The following is a 21,105-nucleotide window of genomic DNA, read 5'->3' on the forward strand; positions in this document are numbered from 1 at the left end:
GCATTAAAGTAATGCTTTTTGCCGCTGATACTCTGCCAGCCCGTCACCATCATACCCGACGCATTAAAGTAATACTTCTTGCCGCTGATACTCTGCCAGCCCGTCACCATCATACCCGAAGCATTAAAGTAATACTTCCTGGCGCTGATACTCTGCCAGCCCGTCTGCATTTCTCCGTTTGCATTAAAGTAATGCTTTTTGCCGCTGATACTCTGCCACCCTGCCAGCATCACACCCGTTGAATTGAAGTAATACTTCTTACCACTTATAGTTTGCCAGCTCACCAGCATTTGACCCATATTATTAAAATAATATTTGACCCCTGAGATAGTTTGCCAGCCCGTTAGCATCACACCCGTTGAATTGAAATAGTGCTTTCTTCCCGCTATAAGCTGCCAGCCTGTCTGCATTTCTCCATCACTATTAAAGTAATACTTTAATCCAGATATAGTTTGCCAACCCGTTTGCATCGCCCCTGCAGAATTGAAGTAATACTTCTTTCTGTCTATAATTTGCCAGCCTGTCAGGCTTTTTCCATCATTATTAAAAAAATATTTTAACCCGTCTATAATTTGCCAGCCGTTTGGCTTAGTGCTTAATAAGCTACAAGAATATCTTCCGTTATTATCAGTAGCCAACCCAATTAATTTACCAGCCTTATAATAAATCTTTAGCCAGGTTAAATCCTTATCAATCGTATATAAATATTTATCTGAATTGTATTGGTATACATCAATCCCTTTGTCTTTCCGTGCAGCAAATGTCAGCTGATCTGGGAGACTAAAAGCATAATCTTTATAGCCAGCCTCTTCCTTTAAGCTAAATTTATAATGCATAGATAAATCAAAAACTACACCGCTGTTATTGAACAAGCTGGAACCATCCGGCGTAAATTTAGCATATGGTTCAAGAGAATAATCACCGTGGTAAGGAGAATCGCTGTGCTGCTTTAAAATACCGTCTTCAAACTGATATTCCTCTACGTCCCTAGGACTAAGATTAGTAGTAATGGCATAAATACTGGAAGTTTCACCATTATTATAAATGTAGGAATTATCATGGATATTAATGTCCATTGTATTAGGATTTGATATTTCTTCCCCTGTTGCCAGTGAGTACACTTTAAGGGGCCCATATTTTGATCCAGAGACAATATAAATATATCCCTGCTTTTCAATAGCGATATCAAATGGATCCGTATTAATATCTATTAATCTGGTTACTTTAAAAGTTTCCGTGTCGATCTCTGCAATTGCTCCGGTAAAAGATGATGCATAGGTATATCTGAGATGGGAGCTATTATGCTGAGTAACATAAAGTTTATTATTATAAGAATCGATTCGCTCTGCTGGATATGGCAAAGTTAATGTCTTAACCTCTCCTGTCGAAAAATTTACCGAATAGAGGTTCTTACTTCCAAACTTGGTAATATAGATAACAGGTTTTTCCGGATCCAAAACAGTATCATTCGGCTTAAATCCCAAATTTTCAAGAGATCCTAATGGGATTGTCTTCCCCGGTAAAGGGAAGTTAGCTGAAGGCTGGAAGTCTGTTTTGATTGGTTCAATAAAATATTTCCCACTGCTATCCTTATCAATGGTTATTAAGCTGCCATTTTGAAAGTGAAGCCTTTGAACATTTAAATCCTTTCTTAAGGAATATAAGAAATTAGTTGTCCCGTATTGATATACATCTATTCCACCCGTGGTATTTGCAGCAAAGGTTAATGATCCATCTGAGTTAAATTCAAAATCATTATAGGTCTTTCCTAAAGAAAAACTGAGTTCCATATCCCCTGACTGATAATTGGCAAGGCCAAATACAAGTCCGCTATTATTGTAATAAGTCAAACCTTCAGGAGACAATTTACCTGTTCCTTTTATCGTTTTATTCCAGACTGTGGGATATTGATAGTGATTCTTAATTGTACCGTTATTGATTTCATATGCTTCATAACCTAAAGAACCACCGTAATTAACATTCCCATATATTTTTGAGGTTGCTCCATCAAAAAGTATATTTGTTGATTCGAACATTTGAATCATATGGATATTTTTTACCGATTGTATTATCTCTTTATTTTCATCAATCGAGTATACTCTCAATTGTCCCCATTGTCCCGATCCAGGGGAAATATATATGTAGCCATTATCACCAACAGCTATATCATAGGGATCTTCATCAATATCCATGATTTTATTCAAGGTGAAACTATCAGTGTCTACCTCTGCAATCCCTCCAATATGTGAACCAAAGTTGTAATGGTCATGTTGTATTTTTTGCTGAGTAACATAAAGTCTATTATTCTTGATATCCAGTCTTTCTGCTGGGTAAGGCAAATTTAGAGAACTTATTTCTCCTGTAGAAAAATTAACAGCATAAATTGTTTTGCTGCCTAAACTTGTCATATAAACAACCGGCCTGTTGGGATCAATTGCTGTGTCATTTGGAGTAACGCCTAGACTGATAGGTGTTGTTGAAGCATGGACTTGATTGTTTTGAAAGAAAGGGTCGGAAAAAGATAACATTAAAAAAAGGATTAAGAGAGATTTTAAAAGCACCTTCAAGAATAGCCCACCTTTTAGTTTAATATCAAAATTTTACCAAATAATCCTTTAATATTACATGGGAATTTTAACCTATAAAATCACTGTACAAATATATTTAGCTATTAATTTACCTTATTTTGGTATCCCAGCCATATATTTTTCAGGACTTTTTCCCCTCTTTTTCATACCATTTATGGTTTATAGTGGTACTGTACTTAAAAACATACAAAATTAGACAAAAGGTGGGAAATGAGTGAAATTAGCATCATTGTTTAAGAGTTTCTTGTGTTTTCTTGTCCTATTTTCTCTTTTTATGGCATATGAGGGAAAGCCGGCAGAAGCTGCCTATTCGTATCAGGCAAAAGTGACTGCCTCAAATCTTAATGTTCGTTCTGGAGCTGGTACAGGATATTCCACTGTCGGCTCAGTTTCACAAGGAAAGATTGTTACAGTTGTTGCACAAAAAACTGGATGGTCCCAAATTGCCTATGGAACTTTAAAAGGGTGGGTATCCTCGCAGTATTTAACACTTTATACATGGACAGGCTATGTCAATGCTTCAAGTTTAAACTTACGACAATATGCAAGTGGCACAAGTAAAGTATTAGCTGCACTGCCGAGGAACACTGCTCTAACAGTTCAAGGATCAGATTCAAGCTGGCTTAAAGTATATGTGCCATCAAAAAGATTATTTGGATGGGTTTCATCCTCTTATGTATCAAAGAGTGCGATTATTACAACAAGCTCGGTTGTATATCCTCAAGTCGTATTAAAACAAGCTACGAGCATGAGGAAAGGCCCGGGGACTGGTTATGCTATCCTTTCCAATGAAACAGCTGGGACCACATACAGCAAAATTAGTGAAAATAATGGCTGGTTCCAAGTAAAAAAATCGAACGGGGTTACCGGATGGATTCTTGGAACACTGCTTAGGGATCCAGCTACAGTCCTTAAAGGTAAAGTGATTGTCCTTGATGCTGGTCACGGAGGTTACGACGTAGGAGCTGTAGGCCGCCTTTACTATGAAAAAAATCTAACCTTAAAAACAATTCTTCAGCTAGGTCCAGTATTACAAAAAGCTGGTGTTAAAGTTATTTACACAAGAAGTAATGATATATATCAAACCCTTGCATATCGCACTAATATCAGCAATGTAAACCTGGCCAATGCCTTTGTCAGTGTACACTATAATTCACTTAGCTCTACCAGTACAGGACTTATGACATTCTATTATAGTTCTTCAAAGGACCAGGCTCTGGCCTCATCCCTTCAAAAGGGAATTAGATCAAAAACAACAGCCCTTCCTGATAAAGGGGTTAAGTTCGGCGATTATCATGTTCTACGGGAAAATAAAAGACCGGCTGCCTTAATAGAACTGGGATTCCTTTCTAATCCTACAGAGGAAAAAGTCGTATCTTCTTCCTCGTTCCAGACAAACGCGGTAAATGGTATTTATAATGGTTTATTTAATTACTTTCTAACTCGATAATTAATTAAAGGGAGAATACCTTTCTATAGGATTCTCCCTTTTTCCGTATTATTTCGTTAATTCCTTCTGTTCGGCGTGTTCAAGGAATTGATCTTTCCTGTTTTTTTCAATTTTAATATTTGGAATTTCTGATATAAATAGGAGTCTGTTTTGCTTTTTGATCATAAAGCTCGAGAAGAGTTTCATGGCATCACTGGCAGTGAGATTTTGCTTTTCATCGTTTAGCTGGAGAGAACTATGCTGAAGTGTTAATTCAAGTTGTTTTTCGTGTATACAGAATGATTTTTCCTGCATGAGCGGGATATATTGATACGGAGAACAATTATGCGGAGCTTCTGGCTGTTTGGAAACACATAGAGCATCATAAAATACAGGTTTTCCGGTTAATATAATTTCCTTCTCGTTCGGCCTTTCGCCGATAAAGATGACGGAATCCGGAATGAAATTCCTTTTTGACATTCCTCTACCAACCCCTATATAACAATCTTTTACATATTTTTTTATTATTCGACATTATTTCAGAAAAACCTTTTTTTTAAAATTATAATTTATTAATTAAGACTGGCTAAGTATTTCTTCCAGATTAATTTTTTAACCAGGGGTCAAATAATTTTTCAGTAAAATAAAACAAGCGAAGCCGCTGATCGATTATCAGCGGCTTCTTATATTACAGGGGGGTTTTATATTAGTATTACCATTTTTCACTCTTATAAACATCATAAAGAAAAGTCCGGCGGGGGAAGCCGGAATCGACAATGAGGATATAAGAGGGTTTCATTGATTCTCTATAGGTGGATTTTGGGAGAAATTTTTTTGAGTGATTACACACTGACCATAAAGCGGCTGCCTGAAACAAGTTTTCCCGATTTTACACTGGGGGGAGTGTCCTGGAAATTTGCCAAACAGCATTCTTTTTTCTTTAGCTCCATTATTATGAATTCCATCTGTTCCACACGATTATTTAGGCTATCCACATGTTCATTGCTTTTGGCCACCATTCGAATAAGACTTTCAAGCAAGGCCTCCAGGCTATGGATGATATCTTTATTACTATCCAATTGGGATTTCCTCCTTCTTTGCAGGATCACTCCGTGCTTCCTGCGGCTTACCGCTCAGGAAGCGAACAGTCTCGGCGACTACGTCTGTGACATAGACCTTTTTGCCTTCCTGATTTTCATAGTTACGGGTTTGGATACGGCCCGTAATTCCGATTACAGATCCCTTTCGGCAATATTGTGCCGTATTTTCGGCCGTTTTTTTCCAAAGGGTACATTGGACAAAGTCAGCTTCAATTTCACCATGATGGTTCCGATAATGCCGATTGACAGCCAGAACTACATGGGTGACAGGGGTCCCTTCAGTTGTCATTCGGAGCTCGGGATCCTTTGTCAATCTTCCTACCAAGGTAACCTGATTGATCACTTTTTCTCATCTCCTCTCTTTGATGCTTTTATCATAGCCCTCTGGCTGCAGCTTTGTAAAAACGGCAAAATGCGATTTTAAAGTGCCTTTTTTCCTTAAAATTCGATTTTGCTTAGGTGAAAATTGAATTTTAAATCAAAAAATCATCTTTCTTTTCAAAAATGGCAGGTTGGGAAAAGATTTTTCGACAAACGGGTCATTGTTCTTGGAGAAGAAAAAGGGCTTCAGCCATTAGAAAAACTTGGCATTCGCCAAGTCCTTTTTGGCGGATGCGATAGTTTTGCTTATCACGCTCAAATCGGCACATCCTCGAAAAAGCGATGCTTTTTCTTCGTGCGAGGCAAAGCTGACGAAGCTTTCCTTGTCCTGTGCCTTTCGCCTGACTAGGACTTCCTCGGAAAAGCAGGTGCTTTTCCTTCGTGCGATGATAATGCTGACGAAGCCTTCCTTATCCTGTCCGTCGTGCGTTCAGAATTTATGGATATAAATTCTGATTAGCCAAAAAATCCGTACCGGAAATTCCGATACGGATCTTTTTTATGTGAGGCTGGCTGTTTCAGTCGGTGTTTCGTTCAAGTACTTTTTTACTTTACCTTTTAAGGACTGATCGAGTTGCAGTGCAGGTGCAATATAGGCGGTATCATAGCCAATCACGCTTTGATTGACTGCCTCTTTTATGGCAATAAACAGCGGCTGGCTGAATTCATAGATTGGCATAAGGGAAACAATTTTCTGATGCTGCTCCAGGGCAGTTTCATAATTGCCCTCTTTAAAGCTATTATAAAGCCTGACTGAGGCCTCCGGTGCAAAAATCGATGTTCCATTAATGCTGCCTGCTGCCCCTATTTGGAGTGCGGGGAATACCAATTCATCAAATGCTGCAAAAACAGCGAAGTCTTCTCTGACCTTTTTCGTCTCTGTTAACAGCTGCCTGATATGTGCCATGCTTTCAATAGTATCTTTTATGCCGACTATGTTTTCTCTGCTCTCAGCAAGCTTCGCAATGAGCTGCGGAGACAGGCTTTGTCCGGTCAGTAACGGGATATTGTAGATAATCACGGAGATATCGACACTGTCAGCAACTTGAGTGAAATATTCAAACAGCTGGTCATCACTAAACTTCCAATAGAACGGATTTACAACAAGAACTCCGTCTGCCCCGCTTTCCTGTGCATGCTTTGATAGATCAATAGTATCACTTGGCGAAGGGGTTCCGGTTCCGATCAGAACAGGGACTCTCCCATCTACATATTTAACCATTTGTTCTGTAAAGGTTTTGCGCTGTTCAATTGTTAGTGAAGAGAATTCACCTGTACTCCCCATAAATAAGATTCCATGAACGCCTTTTTTAATCAGAAAGTCGGTGAGTTTTTTATTAGCCTCCCAGTTAAAATCTCCATCTTCATTAAAGAGTGTTACAACAGGAGGAATTATGCCATGAAACTTGCATCCGTTTTGCTTCATTTTTCGTCATCCTTTCCTATGGTATTCTTATCCTTGAATTCTAGTTATCAGGGTTTCCAGGCTTCCCAAGCCCTCAATTTCCACCTTTATAACATCTCCAGCCTTCAGCCATTCCTTTTGGTCTTCTGGCAGCCCCATGATAACCCCTTCAGGTGTCCCTGTAAGGATTACATCACCAGGATAGAGTGTCATAAATTTAGAGATGTACGAAATGATTTCATCACAATAAAAGATCATGTCGGAAGTATTCGAATCTTGCCGAAGAACTCCATTATGATAGGTCCGAATTCCAAGTTTATTAGGATTCTTAATTTCGTCTGCTGTTACGAGATATGGACCTAAAGGGCAAAAGCCATCACTTGTTTTCCCTAAAAGCCATTGGGAGGTTTTAAACTGTAAATCTCTCGCTGAGAGATCATTGGCACATGAGTAGCCAAAAACATAGGATAGAGCGTCTTCCTTCTTAATATTTTTTCCTTCCTTGCCAATGACGATGGCTAGCTCTGCTTCATAGTCGCCCTGCTGGACCTCCTGCGGCAAATTCACATTTTCTTTATGTGCAGCAAGGGCATTGTTAAATTTATTAAACAATATCGGGGTTTCAGGCACAGCCATGCCGGACTCCTCTGCATGTTTGCGGTAATTAAGTCCCACGCATATAATTTTTCCAGGCTCCAGCACACTTGGTCCAAGTTCGAGCTCTTCCTCTTTTAAAAGCGCACCTTGAATTTCTTCCCTTAAAAGGACATCAACTGATTTTATGCTTTCATCCCCTCCGTTGATCAACTCAGTAATGGATGCAGTTGTATTGATTTCCAGTATGCCTTCCTCCCGCTTTACTCCCAGCACATATTTTCCATCCCTTTTAAAATTCAAAAACCTCACGTTTATTCCCCCTGCCTGTTTTTACACAAAATTCTCCCCTTGTTTAAAGGGGAGAAAAACAGCTTAAGCCTTTACAAAAACAGTTTTAATGGATGTGAAAAATTCAATCGCTGCCTGCCCCTGTTCTCTTGAATGAGAGCTTGACTGTTTCATTCCACCAAATGGCGCCTGCAGTTCAACGCCCGCTGTTTCTGCATTAACTCTTACCAGACCTGCTTCAATATCATTAACGAAGGCAAGGATTTTCCCAATATCCTTCGTATAAATGGCAGCACTAAGCCCAAATTCAGTATCGTTTGCAAGTTCTACTGCTTCTTCAAAGGAACGTACTTTAATCAAAGTAAGTACCGGGCCAAAAATTTCTTCTCTTGCAATGGCCATATTGATATCAACATTTTCGAAAATGGTCGGCTCAACATAAAATCCATTCTCCAGGCCATTTCCTGTACTTCTTTGTCCTCCGAAAATAAGATCGGCACCTTCAGCCTTTCCTTTTTCAATATAAGAAAGAACGGTGTTCAGCTGAGATTCACTTGCGCAAGGACCCATCCAAGATCCATTCTCCATTCCATGGCCAACCTTGATTTTCTTTGCCTGGGAGATCAGTTTTTCTTTAAAATCCTCGTAAATCTCTTCAGCAACAAATACTCTGCTTGTTGCTGTACACTTTTGCCCCGTAGACCTGAGTCCTCCGCTGATTGTTCCTTCGACGGCGAGGTCAAGGTCTGCGTCAGCTGCTATAATGACAGGGTTTTTCCCACCCATTTCCAGCTGATACTTGGCACCGCGTGCAAATGCGCCGGCCCCTACTCTTTTTCCTACATCATTGGAGCCTGTAAAGGTAATACCGTTAATATCGGGATGGTCAATAATGCCCTGGCCAATTACTGATCCTGATCCGGTTACCATGTTTACGACACCTTCAGGGAAACCAGCCTGATGGAAGCACTCAATTACTATAGCGGCTGTTACAGCTGTTTCGGTTGCAGGCTTTAGTACAACCGTATTTCCATAGATAAGAGCAGGGGCCATTTTCCAGATCGGAATGGCTACAGGAAAGTTCCATGGCGAAATAACTCCTACCACACCAAGAGGCGTTCTTGTCGTAAACATGAGCGCTTCACTGTCAGAGGAAGGAATTACATCTCCTACCTTGCGCATTCCTTCACCTGCATAATACCGAAGAATGGCAATACCACGGGCCGTTTCACCCTTTGCCTCTGGGAAGGTTTTCCCCATTTCCCTTGTCATGGACTCTGCAATTTCCTCTAGTCGCTGTTCCATAATATTGGCGGCCCGGTATAAAAACTCTCCCCTTGCTGCCCCGGAAAGCTTTCTCCAGTTTTTCTTAGCGTTTTTCGCCGCAGCAACGGCCTTATTGAGGTCTTCTTTTGAGGATTGCTGAATATAGCCCACTACTTCATTTCTATCAGCAGGATTTACACTTGCCGTTACATCATTGGTTTCTGATGCAACCCACTGTCCATTGATAAAATTTAAATAAGTTTTTGCCTGAGTCTGTACTGTCAATTTATTCTCCTCCTTCTACGCTTTTAAAAAGTAGGTCCAATTCGCCAGATTCCAAAGTCATGCTGCTTTAAAATTTCAGCCTTGGTCCATTTTCCAGAACTAACTCTCCCAATCTCTGAAAAAATTCTCCGGCCAACATCTTCGACTGATTCTTCTCCGTCTATGATGGTTCCAGCGTTGAGGTCCATATTATCTCTCATGTTATTAAACATTTGGGTATTGGTAGAAATTTTTATTACAGGGACAATCGGTGATCCGGTTGGTGTCCCCCTTCCGCTTGTAAAGAGTACAACCTGTGCTCCGCCAGCCGCCATTCCGGTCAGCTGTTCGATGTCATGTCCTGGGGTATCCATCCAAACAAGCCCTTTTTTTGTTGGAGCCTGTGCATAATCAATCAATTCTTCCAGCTGCCGTGTACCAGACTTGGCTGCTGCCCCCAGAGATTTTTCTTCCAGCGAGCTTAGTCCGCCTTTAATATTTCCCGGACTTGGGTTGCCTGTTCTAATATCGACACCCATCAGAATCGCTCGTTTTTCCATTGCGTTAATTACCTCATACACCCGTTTTGCAACACGGTCGTTAGCGGCTCGACTGGCCAGTAAATGCTCTGCTCCAATTAATTCGGTCGTTTCAGCCAAAATTGAAGTTCCGCCTGCATCAACAATCATATCGCTTACTGCGCCAACGGCAGGATTGGCGGAAAGTCCTGAACATGCATCAGACCCGCCGCATTCTGTACCAATTATCAGCTCGCTGAAGTAACACTCTTCACGCATAATGGCCGATGCATCCTGAACCATTCTTGCAGCGACTCTGGCCCCCTCTGCAATAGCAAATAAGGTTCCGCCGTGATCCTGGATGGAAACGACTTCTACTGGCTTGCCGCTTTTGGCTATTTCTCCCGCCACACTTCGTGCCTGGTGTGTTTCACAGCCAAGTCCCAGTACAACTACTCCATATAAATTCGGATTCAGTCCCATTCCCACATAGGTCTGAAAAGTCTGTTCGTAATCCACTCCCACCTGTGCGCACCCGTGCTGGTGGATAAAACTTACCGTTCCATGTACAAGCTGGGTAATCTGGTGTGCAGCCTGAGTTGCACACGTAATCGTTGGGAGGATTAATACATGGTTTCTAACCCCGACTTTGCCATCCGGCCTTCTATATCCTAAAAAGGTATTGCTTTGATTAGCTGCCAACTTTGTCCCCCCTTCCCCTTGTTCCTTCAAGATTATGAACGTGAACATGCTCTCCGGCTTGAATTGACCTGACTGCGCGCCCGATCACTTCTCCATATTTTATAATGTCTTCCGCTTGCTCAATTGGAACAACTGCAAATTTATGACCGAATTGAATATCATCAAGTAAAGTGACCTTGAAAGTTTTTCCTTGGCAGGTGACCTCTACTTCCTTGCCAGATGGAATGGGCTCGAGCGCCATGGCCACTTTATCAATCGGTTTCATCATCACTGTTTTAAAGGTTTGATTCCCCATATTCAAATTCCCCCATTATACCCGCTTAGGATGTTGCAGCTGTTTAAACACCGGAATATTCGGAATCTTTCAGTGCCGATGCAGCCTGTTTCTGGGCTTTTACCGGATTGGAAAGTACTCCTATGGATGAGACTTCAATTTCAATTCGATCATTATCCTCCAAAGTAAATTCATTAGGAGGGACAATACATGTGCCAGTTAAAAGAACTGTGCCATCAAAGACCACATTATCCTTTAAAAGGTACGAGACAAGTTCATCAAATTTTCTCTTTAGCTGTACTGTATTGGCGCTGCCCTGAACTGCCAGTTCGCCATCTCTTAAAATACGGCAGGTAATATCAAAATCGTACGGATTTTCAACTGTTTCAGCAAGGCGGATTGCAGGACCAATCGAGCAGGAGTTTCTCCAGATTTTTGCCTGTGGAAGATATAGCGGATTTTCTCCCTCTATATCTCTTGAGCTCATATCATTTCCAATCGTATAACCGGCAATTTTACCGGATTTCGTGATGACCAGTGCCACCTCTGGCTCTGGGATCTGCCAATTAGAATCACTTCTCAAATAAACAGGCACCTCAGGGCCAGCAGTCCTTGCTGCGGTGGATTTAAAGAAAATTTCCGGTCTTTCAGCATCATAAACTTTGTCATAGCACGTTTCCTGGTCATTCCTGCCGCCAGTAGCTTCATAGTTTCTGGCTTCCCTGCTTCTTTCATAGGTAACCCCGCAGGCCCATACTTCAGGTGCGACGATCGGTACCAGAAGCTCCAACTTTTCAAATGGTGTGGACAGAGGCTCTGATTCTTTCATTAAAGTCTCAATTAAATTTAAAGGAGAAATCGCCCGGCGTTCTGCTTCATTTACAAGCGCCATAAAGTCTTCATAAGGAAGTGCATAAACTTCATTTTGATCAGTTAAAGCTGCCATTACAGGTGTTGAATTGGTATCTAAAAAACGGATAATTCTCATTTTAAACCCTCCTGTTTTATATTATAAAACTCAGTTTTGTTATTTACTCATAACCCATCCAACAAAGGGATAGATTATAAGTTTTATTTGGCAATTGTACTCAGGTCATAACCTAATTCTTTGGAGATTTTTTCCGCAGCTTCCTTCAGCATTTCAACAGAACGTTCCAGTTGTTTCTGGTCGATCCTCATTGTAGGCTGGGACATACTCATGGCCGCAGCAACTGTTCCTGTATGATCCCAAATCGGAACAGCAAGACAGGTAATACCGGGTTCATTTTCTTCTTTATCAATGGCAAAGCCAGAATCCCTAACCTTTTCAAGATCTTCCAAATAAGTCTTTTCATCAGTTATAGTGTTGATGGTCTGCTTTTTATAAACGTATCCCTTCAGGATTTCCTGAAGCTCTTTTTTATTTTTAAAGGCAACTAAAGCTTTTCCGACTGCGCTGCTATGAACAGGTATTCTTCTCCCGATTCTTGAGTAGAGCACGGTGGCCGAAGGGCCCTCCACCTTATCGATGTAGATGCCTTCCTTCCCGTCCAAAATAACAAGATGTACGGTATTCTCTGTTTCAACTGACAATTTAATTAAGTGCTTTTTGGCAATTGTCCTGATATCCAGACTTCTAATCACCAAATTGCCCCGTTCAAACAGCTTCATACCAAGCCTGTATTTGCCGTTATCTTCATTTTGTTCGATATAGCCCTTTGACTGAAGCGTTTTCAATATTGAATGAACAGTGCTTTTGTGAAGCTGCATTCTTTCACTAATATCGGTAATTTTTAATTCTGTTTCATATTCATCAAATAAATCAAATATACGGAGTGCCCGGTCTACTGACTGAATAATAGGCATTATTTTCACCCTTTACAAGCTTTCATGTTTACCCTTACATTATCATACTAGCAGGAAATTTACTGGAATTAAAGCTTGGATACTCTTAGGAAAAGTTCCTGTTCGAAGGATGGGATTGTAAGGGTCAGCTTCGCTGGATAATGATACAGGCTCCCGACTTCGCCTTTTTAGCTAATCAGAAATTTATTTCCATAAATTCTGAACGCACGACGGACAGGATAAGGAAGGCTTCGTCAGCATTATCATCGCACGAAGGAAAAGCACCTGCTTTTCCGAGGAAGTCCTAGTCAGGCGAAAGGCACAGGACAAGGAAAGCTTCGTCAGCTTTGCCTCGCACGAAGAAAAAGCATAGCTTTTTCGAGGATGTGCCGATTTGAGCGTGATAAGAAAAACTAGAGCTTTCGCCTGAATAACTTGGTGAAGGCCAAGTTTTTCTAATGAAGCTTTGACAAATCCTTTGGTTCACCATCTTATTATATTCTGGCTGCAGCCCCTGCTGCCGGAACTGCCAATCCGAGGGCGCCTTTTGCTGATGTCTTAAGATGAGGTGCATACCTTTTTATCATATCCGCACCAATTCTTGCTCTCCTTACCCTTTCACGGGAAAGTGCTACAGACGTCTTTTCGAGATGTGTGCCCGAAGGATAAATATTCGGAGCATTCCTTAGGCCGAATTTAATATAGACCGGTGCTGCCACCCTGATGATTTCTGGAATTTCATAATGCCTGATAAAGCCTCCCACATCATCCGGAGCCTCAACATAAATATCAATCGGCATATCAATAGGCTGTCTGATGGCGGCAAGACGGGCAAGCGTTAAATCAGTTGGAACATTAAAGGTTGTTGCTCCTATATCCTCCATCAGCTTGATGGAAACTGGATTTGCCTGTGCCATCTGAACTGATATCTTTACTACCAGATCAGCAGGAAGCTCGCCTTTTTTCTTGAACTCATTCACAAGCCATAGCAAGCCTTCGTCCGCAACAAGAATACTTCTTATGCCAAATCTGCAGCCTCTTTTAATATCCTCAATCGAGTAAACAAGCTGATCCATGCTCTCAACCCGCAGGCCAGTAATTTTTCCTGCACTCGCCCAGGGCATTGCCGTGATATCCCAAGAGCCTCGTGGTCCTACAAAGAGGCTCACTTCAATATTGTTTTCTCTGCCAAGCTCAGCCATTTCACTTAATTCATCATCGGTTAAAAGCATGATACCGCTTCCCTGAGAAACCCGATGAATTTCCACTTCATAATCCCTTGATGCTTTAATTACTTCCCTAAATGACTCAGGTCCTTCGACACTCGGGATTTCAATTCTGCATTGGGCCCCATCCGGAAATGTTTTCTTTGAATCAGGAAGGTGATGCAGGTCGCCACCGGGAAATCCAAGGCTTTCAATTAAAATCCGCGTATTTTCCATTGCCTGTCTCTCCTTTATTATAAAAATTGATAATTATGATTGGCCGGCAAGATTTTTTCTCGCGGGCAAAATGATATCGCTCTTGTAATCGTACACTGCTTCTTCCGCCACCGCGATTGGAACGACACCGTTGGCGGCATCAGTATGTCCTGTCATTCTATTACTGGAGGCTACAAGCCGCTGACGGCTTCGTATACTGGCAAGTCTGCTTTCAGCAAGTGCTGCCCTTTCCTTCTTTGCTTTTTCAAAATCAAAAACAAGTCTGCCTTTCTTAAAGAACTCTTCATCCAAAAATTCGATTTTCTTTTCTCGGAGTTCGAGATAAAGCACATCACCTGTTTTCAGATAAAGAATGCCCCCTCCATTTTTTGCTTCAGGAGTCATGTGACCAATGGCTGCACCATATGTAACACCTGAATATCGACCGTCACTAATTAATGTAGCCAGCCTTTTCAGCTTCCGGTTGGCATTGATATGCTGCATTGGAGTAAACATTTCCGGCATTCCAAATGCTTCCGGGCCTTGACCGGATACAATGACGGAAATCTTCAAAGCTCCAGTTTCAGACATCTGGTCAAAAAGCTGATCATAATCCATATCATCACAGCTTTTAAACAATTCAGGGGCATTTTGCTTAGCTGCCGCTTTCATGGTTTCGAATTGAAAGCTGCGGTTCTTTTTAAGATTTTCCAGTAGATTTTCATCCAGCAGATTTTCATTAGCGCTGTCTTCGTTATCATAAAAAAGGACAAAGGCAGCTTTTTTATCAAAGTTATCAAGTTGATCTGTCGTCATTCCGCTGACTTTTACTACTGCACTTTCGAAAAAGTTTCCCTTGATTACATCGACACCGCTAAATGATCTTCTTGGCTTTGATAGAATAATAGGATTCTCCTCTACACCCAGAGCAGAAAGATCATGGGTTTCGGAAAGCCTTTTTCTCCATGTTTCTCCTGTTACTGTAGGGGCATCAATGTCCATTGGCACTCCATTTTCTATCAGTTCATAGAAAAGAGTTTCCATACCACGGATTTTCCCGCTGCAGCACTGCATTGCCAAAGCGAAGATATCACGCCCTTCGGTCAGACTATAATTGAACAGATCCGGAATCGGAACTTCATGATGAATTTCATCATAATCCCAAAGGTCAAATTTATAACCTCCATAAAGCATTCCGGCAACTATATGCATCATTAGATTGGTTGATCCGCCTGAAGCACTGTGGATGCGAATAGCATTTTTAATATTAGAAGCCAAAATGTTTGCTGCCCCAAAAACAGGATTGTTAATCATTCCTGCAAGTGAATCGAGAGCCTGATTGATTTCATTTTGCGTTGGGGGGGCAGTAAGCAGCTCGAGGGCCGGATGAACTAGACCCATTCCAGCAACCAGGTGACGTGAACTATTCCCTGTTCCGTTAAACGCACAGACGCCGCCTTGACCATCGCATGTAGCAACTGCAAGCTTCTTTTCATATAGATCATGCTGTTCCTTTGTAATAACCCCGCGTTCTCGGGCTCTTTCAAGAACTCCCTGAAAAGCTGTATTGGAGGAACACTGCAGAATATAGGAAAGAGCATCACGCAAATCATCAGCAACATCGGAAGCCCCTTCGGCCTCAGCCCTTATAGCTACCTCTTCAAGCTCAGAAAAAAGCGATGCCGGGATTGTTCCTCCCTTTAAAACATGCGCGGGTGCAAAGGTTGCAAAAAAAGGAGCCTCGTTCCTGTGCCTTCTAATTCGGTCCAAGTGGGCCATTGCACTTACAACCCCAAGAGGCTGCTTGTCACATCCCTGAATAACAAATGCACCATGATAGCTATGTGACTCCATTTGGCTGACAACCATTTGCGCAACCGCATTTCTGCTTTGAAGGGAGTAGCTCATCCCCTGGTTGCTTTGCGCTGTGCCGTCACACATAACAGGTGTAGAAAACTGAAAAGGAACCCCGCCATTTTGCCAAATTCGAATTGCCGCCCTAGCAATTGTCTGGAAATCCATAATATGAGCCGGATGGTCCGGTGATCCTCCAATAATGGCAATTCGTGGCGCATTATGGTGAAGCCTGTCATAAATCTCCTCAAGGGACCAGTCAGGCTGCAGCCCTTTAAGCTCAGTACTTAGAACTTGCTTGGAACGATCGAGAAGTCCGGCCACACAGATCGGCTCGTTTGCCTTTCCCTGGACATTATCACGGTAAGGATTTACCGCATTATCAATATAGGGATATTGAACTGCCATGTTAAAATCATCCTTTCTCTATCTCTGGGATTCACAGTTATCTATACTCTAACTCCGGAGAGCTCCATCTCAGCCGGTTCAGAAAGGATTTCGATGTTATCCATTTCTTTCGCTTCATCCAGCATTGATTCGGAGATCCAGATTTCTCGAATATCAAGCGTATTTTTGATTCGTACCACTCTGGCCTTGCTTAGATTAAACGCATTACAAGTTTTAATCGCAGCCTTTACAGCCAGTTCTTCGTTGTCTAAAATCATTGGAAGCTTTACAACGGATATTACAGTGCTTGTTAACGCATTTGCGTAACCTTTTTCCCAAATGATTTCATCCATTGCCTTCCTGGTTGACATATCGGCCATTCCAATTCCATTTGCATTGCCATGCGTCTTCTTCGTCAGCCCTAATACCACAATCCTGGTGATTTCTGGGCCGCCGCTGGCATACGGGGTTGCATATCTGCCGGTAATGTTTGGATCCATTCCGTCTCCGGAAATATCCTTGCCAATTTCATTTACAATGAGAACATCAATTGGGTCAAAAAGTAGTTTTGGCATTAAAGATTTTGCCTCAACTAGAAGCTCTGGCTCTCGCTGTTCGATTTCCTCTGCTGCTATCGCAACGATTTTCGCCGGCCGGTCATAGGCATTTTCCAATGATCCTATTCCAAAAATGATCGGCACTTTTTCCATTGCAATTCTTGCCATTTCAACTACATGCTGAGCCATATATTTAAAACTAAAAGCGTGGGCTGCCTCAGCACCTTTTTGCTTTCCAAGACCAATCGTAATCATTTTCATCAAACCACTTTCAACAGGCCCCCTAAAGGCAGTATGTGGTTTAATCCTATTGATCACAATTACCTTATCTGCTTCATAGGCGTTTTTGTCAATATAGATTGGAAGGCCGTTATCAAGCCTTCCAATCTCAACTACTTCCATACTTGAAATGATGGGCGCTCCAGTCGTTTCTTCAGTTACACCGAGCTCTTCAAGCACTTCCCTTTGTCCTTCAGCGGTAGCCCCTCCATGACTTCCCATTGCTGGTACAATAAATGGGGAGCCTCCCGCTTTCTTAACGGCATTAGCCGTTTCTCTGGCCAGAACAGGTATGTCAGCCACACCTCTTGAACCTACAGCAATTGCTACTCTGTCCCCTGGCTGGATCCTTTGAAGTACATTCGCTTCGTCAATCGCTTCCCGGACTGCCTCGGCAACATTTGTAATTTCAGGAGCCTCGAACCTTTGCCTTACCTTTACCAGCCGAGGTATGGCTATTTCACTTAAGAGTTCATTAATTATCGCCATTCTCCATCATCTCCAGCGTTCAATTTCTATTTGCGGACTTTCTCGATTTCTGCATTCATTTCGTTTACAAGATCTTTTCCAAATTTGTCTGCATATTTGTCTATGACTGGCTGAATAATCTTTTTCATTTTTGCCTTTTCTTCGGCACTTACTTCATTTACTTTCATGCCCTGGGATTTTAGTTCTTCCACTGCTTTTTTGTCCTCTTCACGGCTTAATTGGCGCTGATATTTTCCTGCCTCAACTGCAGACTCTTTTAAAATCGTTTTCTCTTGTTCTGAGAGACCGTCCCAGAACTTTTTGCTCACTAGGAATACAAATGGAGTGTAAACATGTCTTGTAAGGCTTAAATAGTCCTGTACTTCATTAAATTTGTTAGACTTAATAGTAGCAAGCGGGTTTTCCTGTCCATCAACCGTTTTGCTTTCCAAAGCGGTAAACACCTCGGAAAAAGCCATTGGAGTCGGATTTGCACCGAGCTCTTTAAATGCATCCAAATGAACCTCATTTTGCATGGTACGAATCTTAAGGCCTTTAAAATCTGCAGCTGTTTTAACCGGATGTTTACTGTTGGTTAGTTGGCGGAAGCCGTTTTCCCAATAGCCAAGACCGATTAACCCGTGCTCAGGAAGTTTATCAAGGAGCTGCTGGCCAATTTTCCCATCAAGAATCGCATCTGCTTCTTCCGGAGTATTGAATAGGAACGGAAAGTCAAAGATTCCATACTCTTTAATCATTCCAACAAGTGGAGAAGTAGATGGGATAGTAATTTCTTGCATGCCGCCCTGCAATGCTTCGGTCATCTTTTGGTCATCCCCAAGAGTAGCGCTGTAGAATGGCTGAACTTTAAGCTTGCCGTCACTCTTCTCTTTCACCAATTCCACAAATTTTTTCAGGCCAAGACCTTGCGGATGATCCGCATTTAATCCAATCCCTGCCTTAATCGTTCTCTCTTGAATTCCTTTTGTGTCTGCATTTGCTTTTGTTTCTCCGGCTCCGGATGATTTGGTTCCCGCGGAACATGCACCGAGGAGCAGCATACCTGGAATCAGTATTCCAACTCCGATTTTTTTCAGTAATTTTCTCACTTGAAATCCCCCTATTTTATAAAAAGTTTATTAAAGCCCCTGTTTACTTTTTAAACTAATTGAGAATATCTTTCCTGAGGTGTACTTTCCTCAAGTGATATCCTGTTCTTAACCTCTGAATTTACGATGTACTTTGGATACTCCTTATGAACCAGAACATCTGCCACTCCCATAGCTGCCTTGGATCTCATCTCCTCTTCTGCTTCCTCCGAATACCAGGCAACATGCGGAGTAAGAATGACATTATCCATGGACAGCAATGGATGATCCTGATGAATAGGCTCTTCTTCCAAAACATCGAGTGCGGCTCCGGATACCTGGCCGATCTTAAGGGCTTCTATTAAGGCTGCCTCATCTATTACAGGTCCTCTTGATGTATTAATAATAAGCGGCTTTTTTGCCATTCTCGTAAACTGTTCTTTTCCGATCATGCCTTTTGTTGCCGGAGTGAGAGGTGCATGGACGGAGATAATATCCGACTCCTCCACGAGAGTATCCAAAGGAACAATCGTAACCCCTCTTTTACTAGCCTCTGCCGGCGGAAAGAATGGATCTGCTGCAAGGATTTCGAATCCAAGTGGTTTTGCCTTTTCAGCAAGGGACTGGGGAATCCTTCCGAATCCAACCAGACCCAGAGTCCTTCCGCGGAGGCGATAAATGGGACGGGTAACTTTGAAATCCCAATTTCCTCTTTTAACCTCATTATTGGCAATGGTTACCTTTCGGGTCCAGGAAAGCAATAATGCAAGTGCATGATCCGAAACCTCATCCATACAGTAATCAGGTACATTTGCCACACAAATCCCTTTTTCAGTGGCAGCTTCCAGGTCAATCGTATTAACGCCTACTCCGTATCGGGTAATAACCTTACATTTTTCCAATGATTCTATTACTCTTCTGCTTAAGGGAGCATATTGATTGATAATCCCGTCCGCATTCCGGCATGCCTCAATGACATCCTCTTCTGTACGGCAATTTGCCCCTATGAATTCAATTTTTCCTGATTGGGAGAGAACCTTTTCTTCGTAGCGAAGGTCTTCAAACTCCCAGTCAGTCACTACCACTTTAAATTTATCCAATTTTATACAGCTCCTTTTATACCCGCTTCTAGTTACGTGAACCACTTAAGCGGTACAGTAATAATTGATGGGAAGAGAATAAGCAGAACAAGAACGATTACATGTACTAATACAAATGGCCATATTCCTTTGGTTAATTGCCCGATATTAATTTTGCTTATGCCGCAGCCTACATACAGGACAGTTCCAACAGGCGGCGTTAGCAGGCCGATACAAAGATTGATAACCATTACGATTCCAAAGTAGACGGGGTCAATTCCTGCCATCTTGGCAAGCGGCAAAAATACCGGAGTAAATATCAGAATAGCCGGTGTCAGGTCCATTACTAGGCCCACTGCCAAAAGAATAAGATTAATTAAAAGCATCAATGCTAAAGGCTGGTTGACTAATCCGCCAAGAAGCCTTGCCATTTCACCAGGTACGTCTGCCACTGTGATCAGCCAGGCTGATACCATCGCCGCGGCAGCAACAAACATAACGACAGATGTAGTTTTTGCAGCTGTAACAAGGACATGGGAGAGATCCTTCAATTCCATCTCTCTGTAAATAAACAAACCGACAAACAATGCATAGAAAGCGGCGACTACTGCAGCTTCTGTCGGGGTAAACATTCCTCCTCTTAGTCCGCCAATTATAATCACTGGCAGAAAGAGTGCCCAAAGCGCCTGTTTTACAGCCTGTAAAATTTCCTTCTTTGACTTCCGTTTAGGAAGCTCACTTTTATCTCTCCGTGCCATAAAAGACCAAGCGGCAATGAGCCCGCCCCCCATCATAATTCCGGGAATGATTCCGCCCATAAAGAGCTGTGTAATTGAAACACCTGCCGTTACTCCAAAGATGATCATTGGGATACTTGGCGGAATGACTGGCGCTATAATTCCCGCCGCACAAATCAAGCCTGTTGAGCGGCCAACTTCATAATTTCTGGCAATCATCATCGGAATCAGGATGGCTCCCAGTGCTGCTGTATCCGCAACTGCTGATCCGGACAAACCAGCGAAAAGAATACTTGCAATAATGGCAACATAGCCAAGGCCGCCACGGATATGGCCGACAAGCGCCATGGCGAACTCAACGATACGCTTGGAGATTCCTCCTGCATTCATTAGTTCCCCGGCCAGAACGAAAAAGGGGATGGCCATTAGTGAAAAGTTATTGGCACCATTGATCAGGTTTTGGGCAACGATTTGGGCATCCATCATGTTCATAGCAAACATAATAGCGACACCGCACAAAATCAACGCGAATGCGATAGGCACACCTAGTGCCAGCGTGCCAAACAGTGATCCTAAAAATACTCCTATCATCTCTTTTC

18 protein-coding genes and 1 pseudogene are annotated in these 21,105 nt (G+C 42.2%); 2 read left to right on the forward strand and 17 right to left on the reverse strand.

Annotated elements, in window-relative coordinates; genetic code table 11:
• Positions 1-2,561, reverse strand: a pseudogene (locus AC3WR0_RS06980) (hypothetical protein); the annotation flags it as partial.
• A gap of 241 nt (positions 2,562-2,802) precedes the next feature.
• Between AC3WR0_RS06980 and AC3WR0_RS06985 the strand changes: the two are divergent.
• Entirely contained in the window at positions 2,803-4,038 is a 1,236-nt protein-coding gene (locus AC3WR0_RS06985) for an N-acetylmuramoyl-L-alanine amidase family protein (protein WP_492551625.1), read from the forward strand.
• A gap of 48 nt (positions 4,039-4,086) precedes the next feature.
• Here AC3WR0_RS06985 and AC3WR0_RS06990 read toward each other — a convergent pair whose 3' ends face one another.
• The 3 genes from AC3WR0_RS06990 to ssb form a co-directional block, all read right to left on the reverse strand.
• The gene (locus tag AC3WR0_RS06990; RefSeq protein ID WP_492551626.1) at positions 4,087-4,497 is read right to left on the reverse strand and encodes a hypothetical protein; all 411 of its coding nucleotides are present in this window, start codon (positions 4,495-4,497) and stop codon (positions 4,087-4,089) included.
• 362 nt (positions 4,498-4,859) lie between these two features.
• Positions 4,860-5,096 (reverse strand): hypothetical protein, encoded by a 237-nt coding sequence (locus AC3WR0_RS06995; protein WP_492551627.1) that lies wholly within the window; start codon positions 5,094-5,096, stop codon positions 4,860-4,862.
• Positions 5,089-5,460: a single-stranded DNA-binding protein gene (ssb, locus tag AC3WR0_RS07000; RefSeq protein WP_492551628.1), complete on the reverse strand. Its 372-nt coding sequence runs from the start codon at positions 5,458-5,460 to the stop codon at positions 5,089-5,091. The genes AC3WR0_RS06995 and ssb overlap by 8 nt, the downstream gene beginning before the upstream one ends.
• Before the next feature lie 123 nt (positions 5,461-5,583).
• Here ssb and AC3WR0_RS07005 point away from each other — a divergent pair, with 123 nt between their 5' ends.
• Positions 5,584-5,847 carry a hypothetical protein gene (locus tag AC3WR0_RS07005; RefSeq protein ID WP_492551629.1) on the forward strand — a complete coding sequence of 88 codons (264 nt, stop codon included), beginning with the start codon at positions 5,584-5,586 and terminating at the stop codon, positions 5,845-5,847.
• A 150-nt stretch (positions 5,848-5,997) separates the two neighbouring features.
• On the opposite strand, the gene AC3WR0_RS07010 is transcribed toward AC3WR0_RS07005, so the two are convergent.
• The 13 genes from AC3WR0_RS07010 to AC3WR0_RS07070 form a co-directional block, all read right to left on the reverse strand.
• Positions 5,998-6,924: a dihydrodipicolinate synthase family protein gene (locus tag AC3WR0_RS07010; protein WP_492551630.1), complete on the reverse strand. Its 927-nt coding sequence runs from the start codon at positions 6,922-6,924 to the stop codon at positions 5,998-6,000.
• Positions 6,925-6,951: 27 nt separating this feature from the next.
• Positions 6,952-7,809, reverse strand: a complete 858-nt coding sequence (locus AC3WR0_RS07015) for a fumarylacetoacetate hydrolase family protein (RefSeq protein WP_492551631.1) — start codon at positions 7,807-7,809, stop codon at positions 6,952-6,954.
• A 63-nt stretch (positions 7,810-7,872) separates the two neighbouring features.
• Positions 7,873-9,339, reverse strand: a complete 1,467-nt coding sequence (gene gucD / locus AC3WR0_RS07020) for an alpha-ketoglutaric semialdehyde dehydrogenase GucD (RefSeq protein WP_492551632.1) — start codon at positions 9,337-9,339, stop codon at positions 7,873-7,875.
• A gap of 23 nt (positions 9,340-9,362) precedes the next feature.
• Positions 9,363-10,538, reverse strand: coding sequence for a UxaA family hydrolase (locus AC3WR0_RS07025; RefSeq protein ID WP_492551633.1), 1,176 nt, complete (start codon positions 10,536-10,538; stop codon positions 9,363-9,365).
• Complete coding sequence (locus AC3WR0_RS07030) at positions 10,528-10,833, reverse strand: UxaA family hydrolase (RefSeq protein ID WP_492551634.1); 306 nt, start codon at positions 10,831-10,833, stop codon at positions 10,528-10,530. The genes AC3WR0_RS07025 and AC3WR0_RS07030 overlap by 11 nt, the downstream gene beginning before the upstream one ends.
• Before the next feature lie 43 nt (positions 10,834-10,876).
• On the reverse strand, positions 10,877-11,800 hold the full coding sequence (locus AC3WR0_RS07035) for a fumarylacetoacetate hydrolase family protein (protein WP_492551635.1): 924 nt from the start codon (positions 11,798-11,800) through the stop codon (positions 10,877-10,879).
• Between the two features lie 83 nt (positions 11,801-11,883).
• Positions 11,884-12,657 carry an IclR family transcriptional regulator gene (locus AC3WR0_RS07040; RefSeq protein ID WP_492551636.1) on the reverse strand — a complete coding sequence of 258 codons (774 nt, stop codon included), beginning with the start codon at positions 12,655-12,657 and terminating at the stop codon, positions 11,884-11,886.
• A 473-nt stretch (positions 12,658-13,130) separates the two neighbouring features.
• Positions 13,131-14,078, reverse strand: coding sequence for a U32 family peptidase (locus AC3WR0_RS07045; protein WP_492551637.1), 948 nt, complete (start codon positions 14,076-14,078; stop codon positions 13,131-13,133).
• Positions 14,079-14,111: 33 nt separating this feature from the next.
• Positions 14,112-16,319, reverse strand: a complete 2,208-nt coding sequence (locus AC3WR0_RS07050; RefSeq protein ID WP_492551638.1) for a dihydroxy-acid dehydratase domain-containing protein — start codon at positions 16,317-16,319, stop codon at positions 14,112-14,114.
• Positions 16,320-16,360: 41 nt separating this feature from the next.
• Positions 16,361-17,623 carry a nickel pincer cofactor-dependent isomerase, group 22 gene (locus AC3WR0_RS07055; RefSeq protein ID WP_492551639.1) on the reverse strand — a complete coding sequence of 421 codons (1,263 nt, stop codon included), beginning with the start codon at positions 17,621-17,623 and terminating at the stop codon, positions 16,361-16,363.
• A gap of 26 nt (positions 17,624-17,649) precedes the next feature.
• Positions 17,650-18,663 carry a TRAP transporter substrate-binding protein gene (locus tag AC3WR0_RS07060; RefSeq protein WP_492551709.1) on the reverse strand — a complete coding sequence of 338 codons (1,014 nt, stop codon included), beginning with the start codon at positions 18,661-18,663 and terminating at the stop codon, positions 17,650-17,652.
• A 98-nt stretch (positions 18,664-18,761) separates the two neighbouring features.
• A complete protein-coding gene (locus AC3WR0_RS07065; protein ID WP_492551640.1) occupies positions 18,762-19,790 on the reverse strand; it encodes a C-terminal binding protein in 1,029 nt (342 codons plus the stop codon).
• Between the two features lie 32 nt (positions 19,791-19,822).
• On the reverse strand, positions 19,823-21,097 hold the full coding sequence (locus AC3WR0_RS07070) for a TRAP transporter large permease (protein ID WP_492551641.1): 1,275 nt from the start codon (positions 21,095-21,097) through the stop codon (positions 19,823-19,825).
• Positions 21,098-21,105 lie beyond the last annotated feature (8 nt).

The sequence above is a fragment of the Neobacillus sp. FW104-15D2 genome (assembly GCF_058790155.1).

What these genes read in the sequence shown, in the direction of transcription:
- AC3WR0_RS07060 (WP_492551709.1), bottom strand. Translation starts at nt 18,663, where the DNA reads ATGCTGCTCCTCGGTGCATGTTCCGCGGGAACCAAATCATCCGGAGCC.
- AC3WR0_RS07055 (WP_492551639.1), bottom strand. Translation starts at nt 17,623, where the DNA reads ATGGCGATAATTAATGAACTCTTAAGTGAAATAGCCATACCTCGGCTG.
- AC3WR0_RS07050 (WP_492551638.1), bottom strand. Translation starts at nt 16,319, where the DNA reads ATGGCAGTTCAATATCCCTATATTGATAATGCGGTAAATCCTTACCGT.
- AC3WR0_RS07070 (WP_492551641.1), bottom strand. Translation starts at nt 21,097, where the DNA reads ATGATAGGAGTATTTTTAGGATCACTGTTTGGCACGCTGGCACTAGGT.
- AC3WR0_RS07030 (WP_492551634.1), bottom strand. Translation starts at nt 10,833, where the DNA reads ATGGGGAATCAAACCTTTAAAACAGTGATGATGAAACCGATTGATAAA.
- AC3WR0_RS07045 (WP_492551637.1), bottom strand. Translation starts at nt 14,078, where the DNA reads ATGGAAAATACGCGGATTTTAATTGAAAGCCTTGGATTTCCCGGTGGC.
- AC3WR0_RS07010 (WP_492551630.1), bottom strand. Translation starts at nt 6,924, where the DNA reads ATGAAGCAAAACGGATGCAAGTTTCATGGCATAATTCCTCCTGTTGTA.
- AC3WR0_RS07035 (WP_492551635.1), bottom strand. Translation starts at nt 11,800, where the DNA reads ATGAGAATTATCCGTTTTTTAGATACCAATTCAACACCTGTAATGGCA.
- AC3WR0_RS07040 (WP_492551636.1), bottom strand. Translation starts at nt 12,657, where the DNA reads ATGCCTATTATTCAGTCAGTAGACCGGGCACTCCGTATATTTGATTTA.
- AC3WR0_RS06990 (WP_492551626.1), bottom strand. Translation starts at nt 4,497, where the DNA reads ATGTCAAAAAGGAATTTCATTCCGGATTCCGTCATCTTTATCGGCGAA.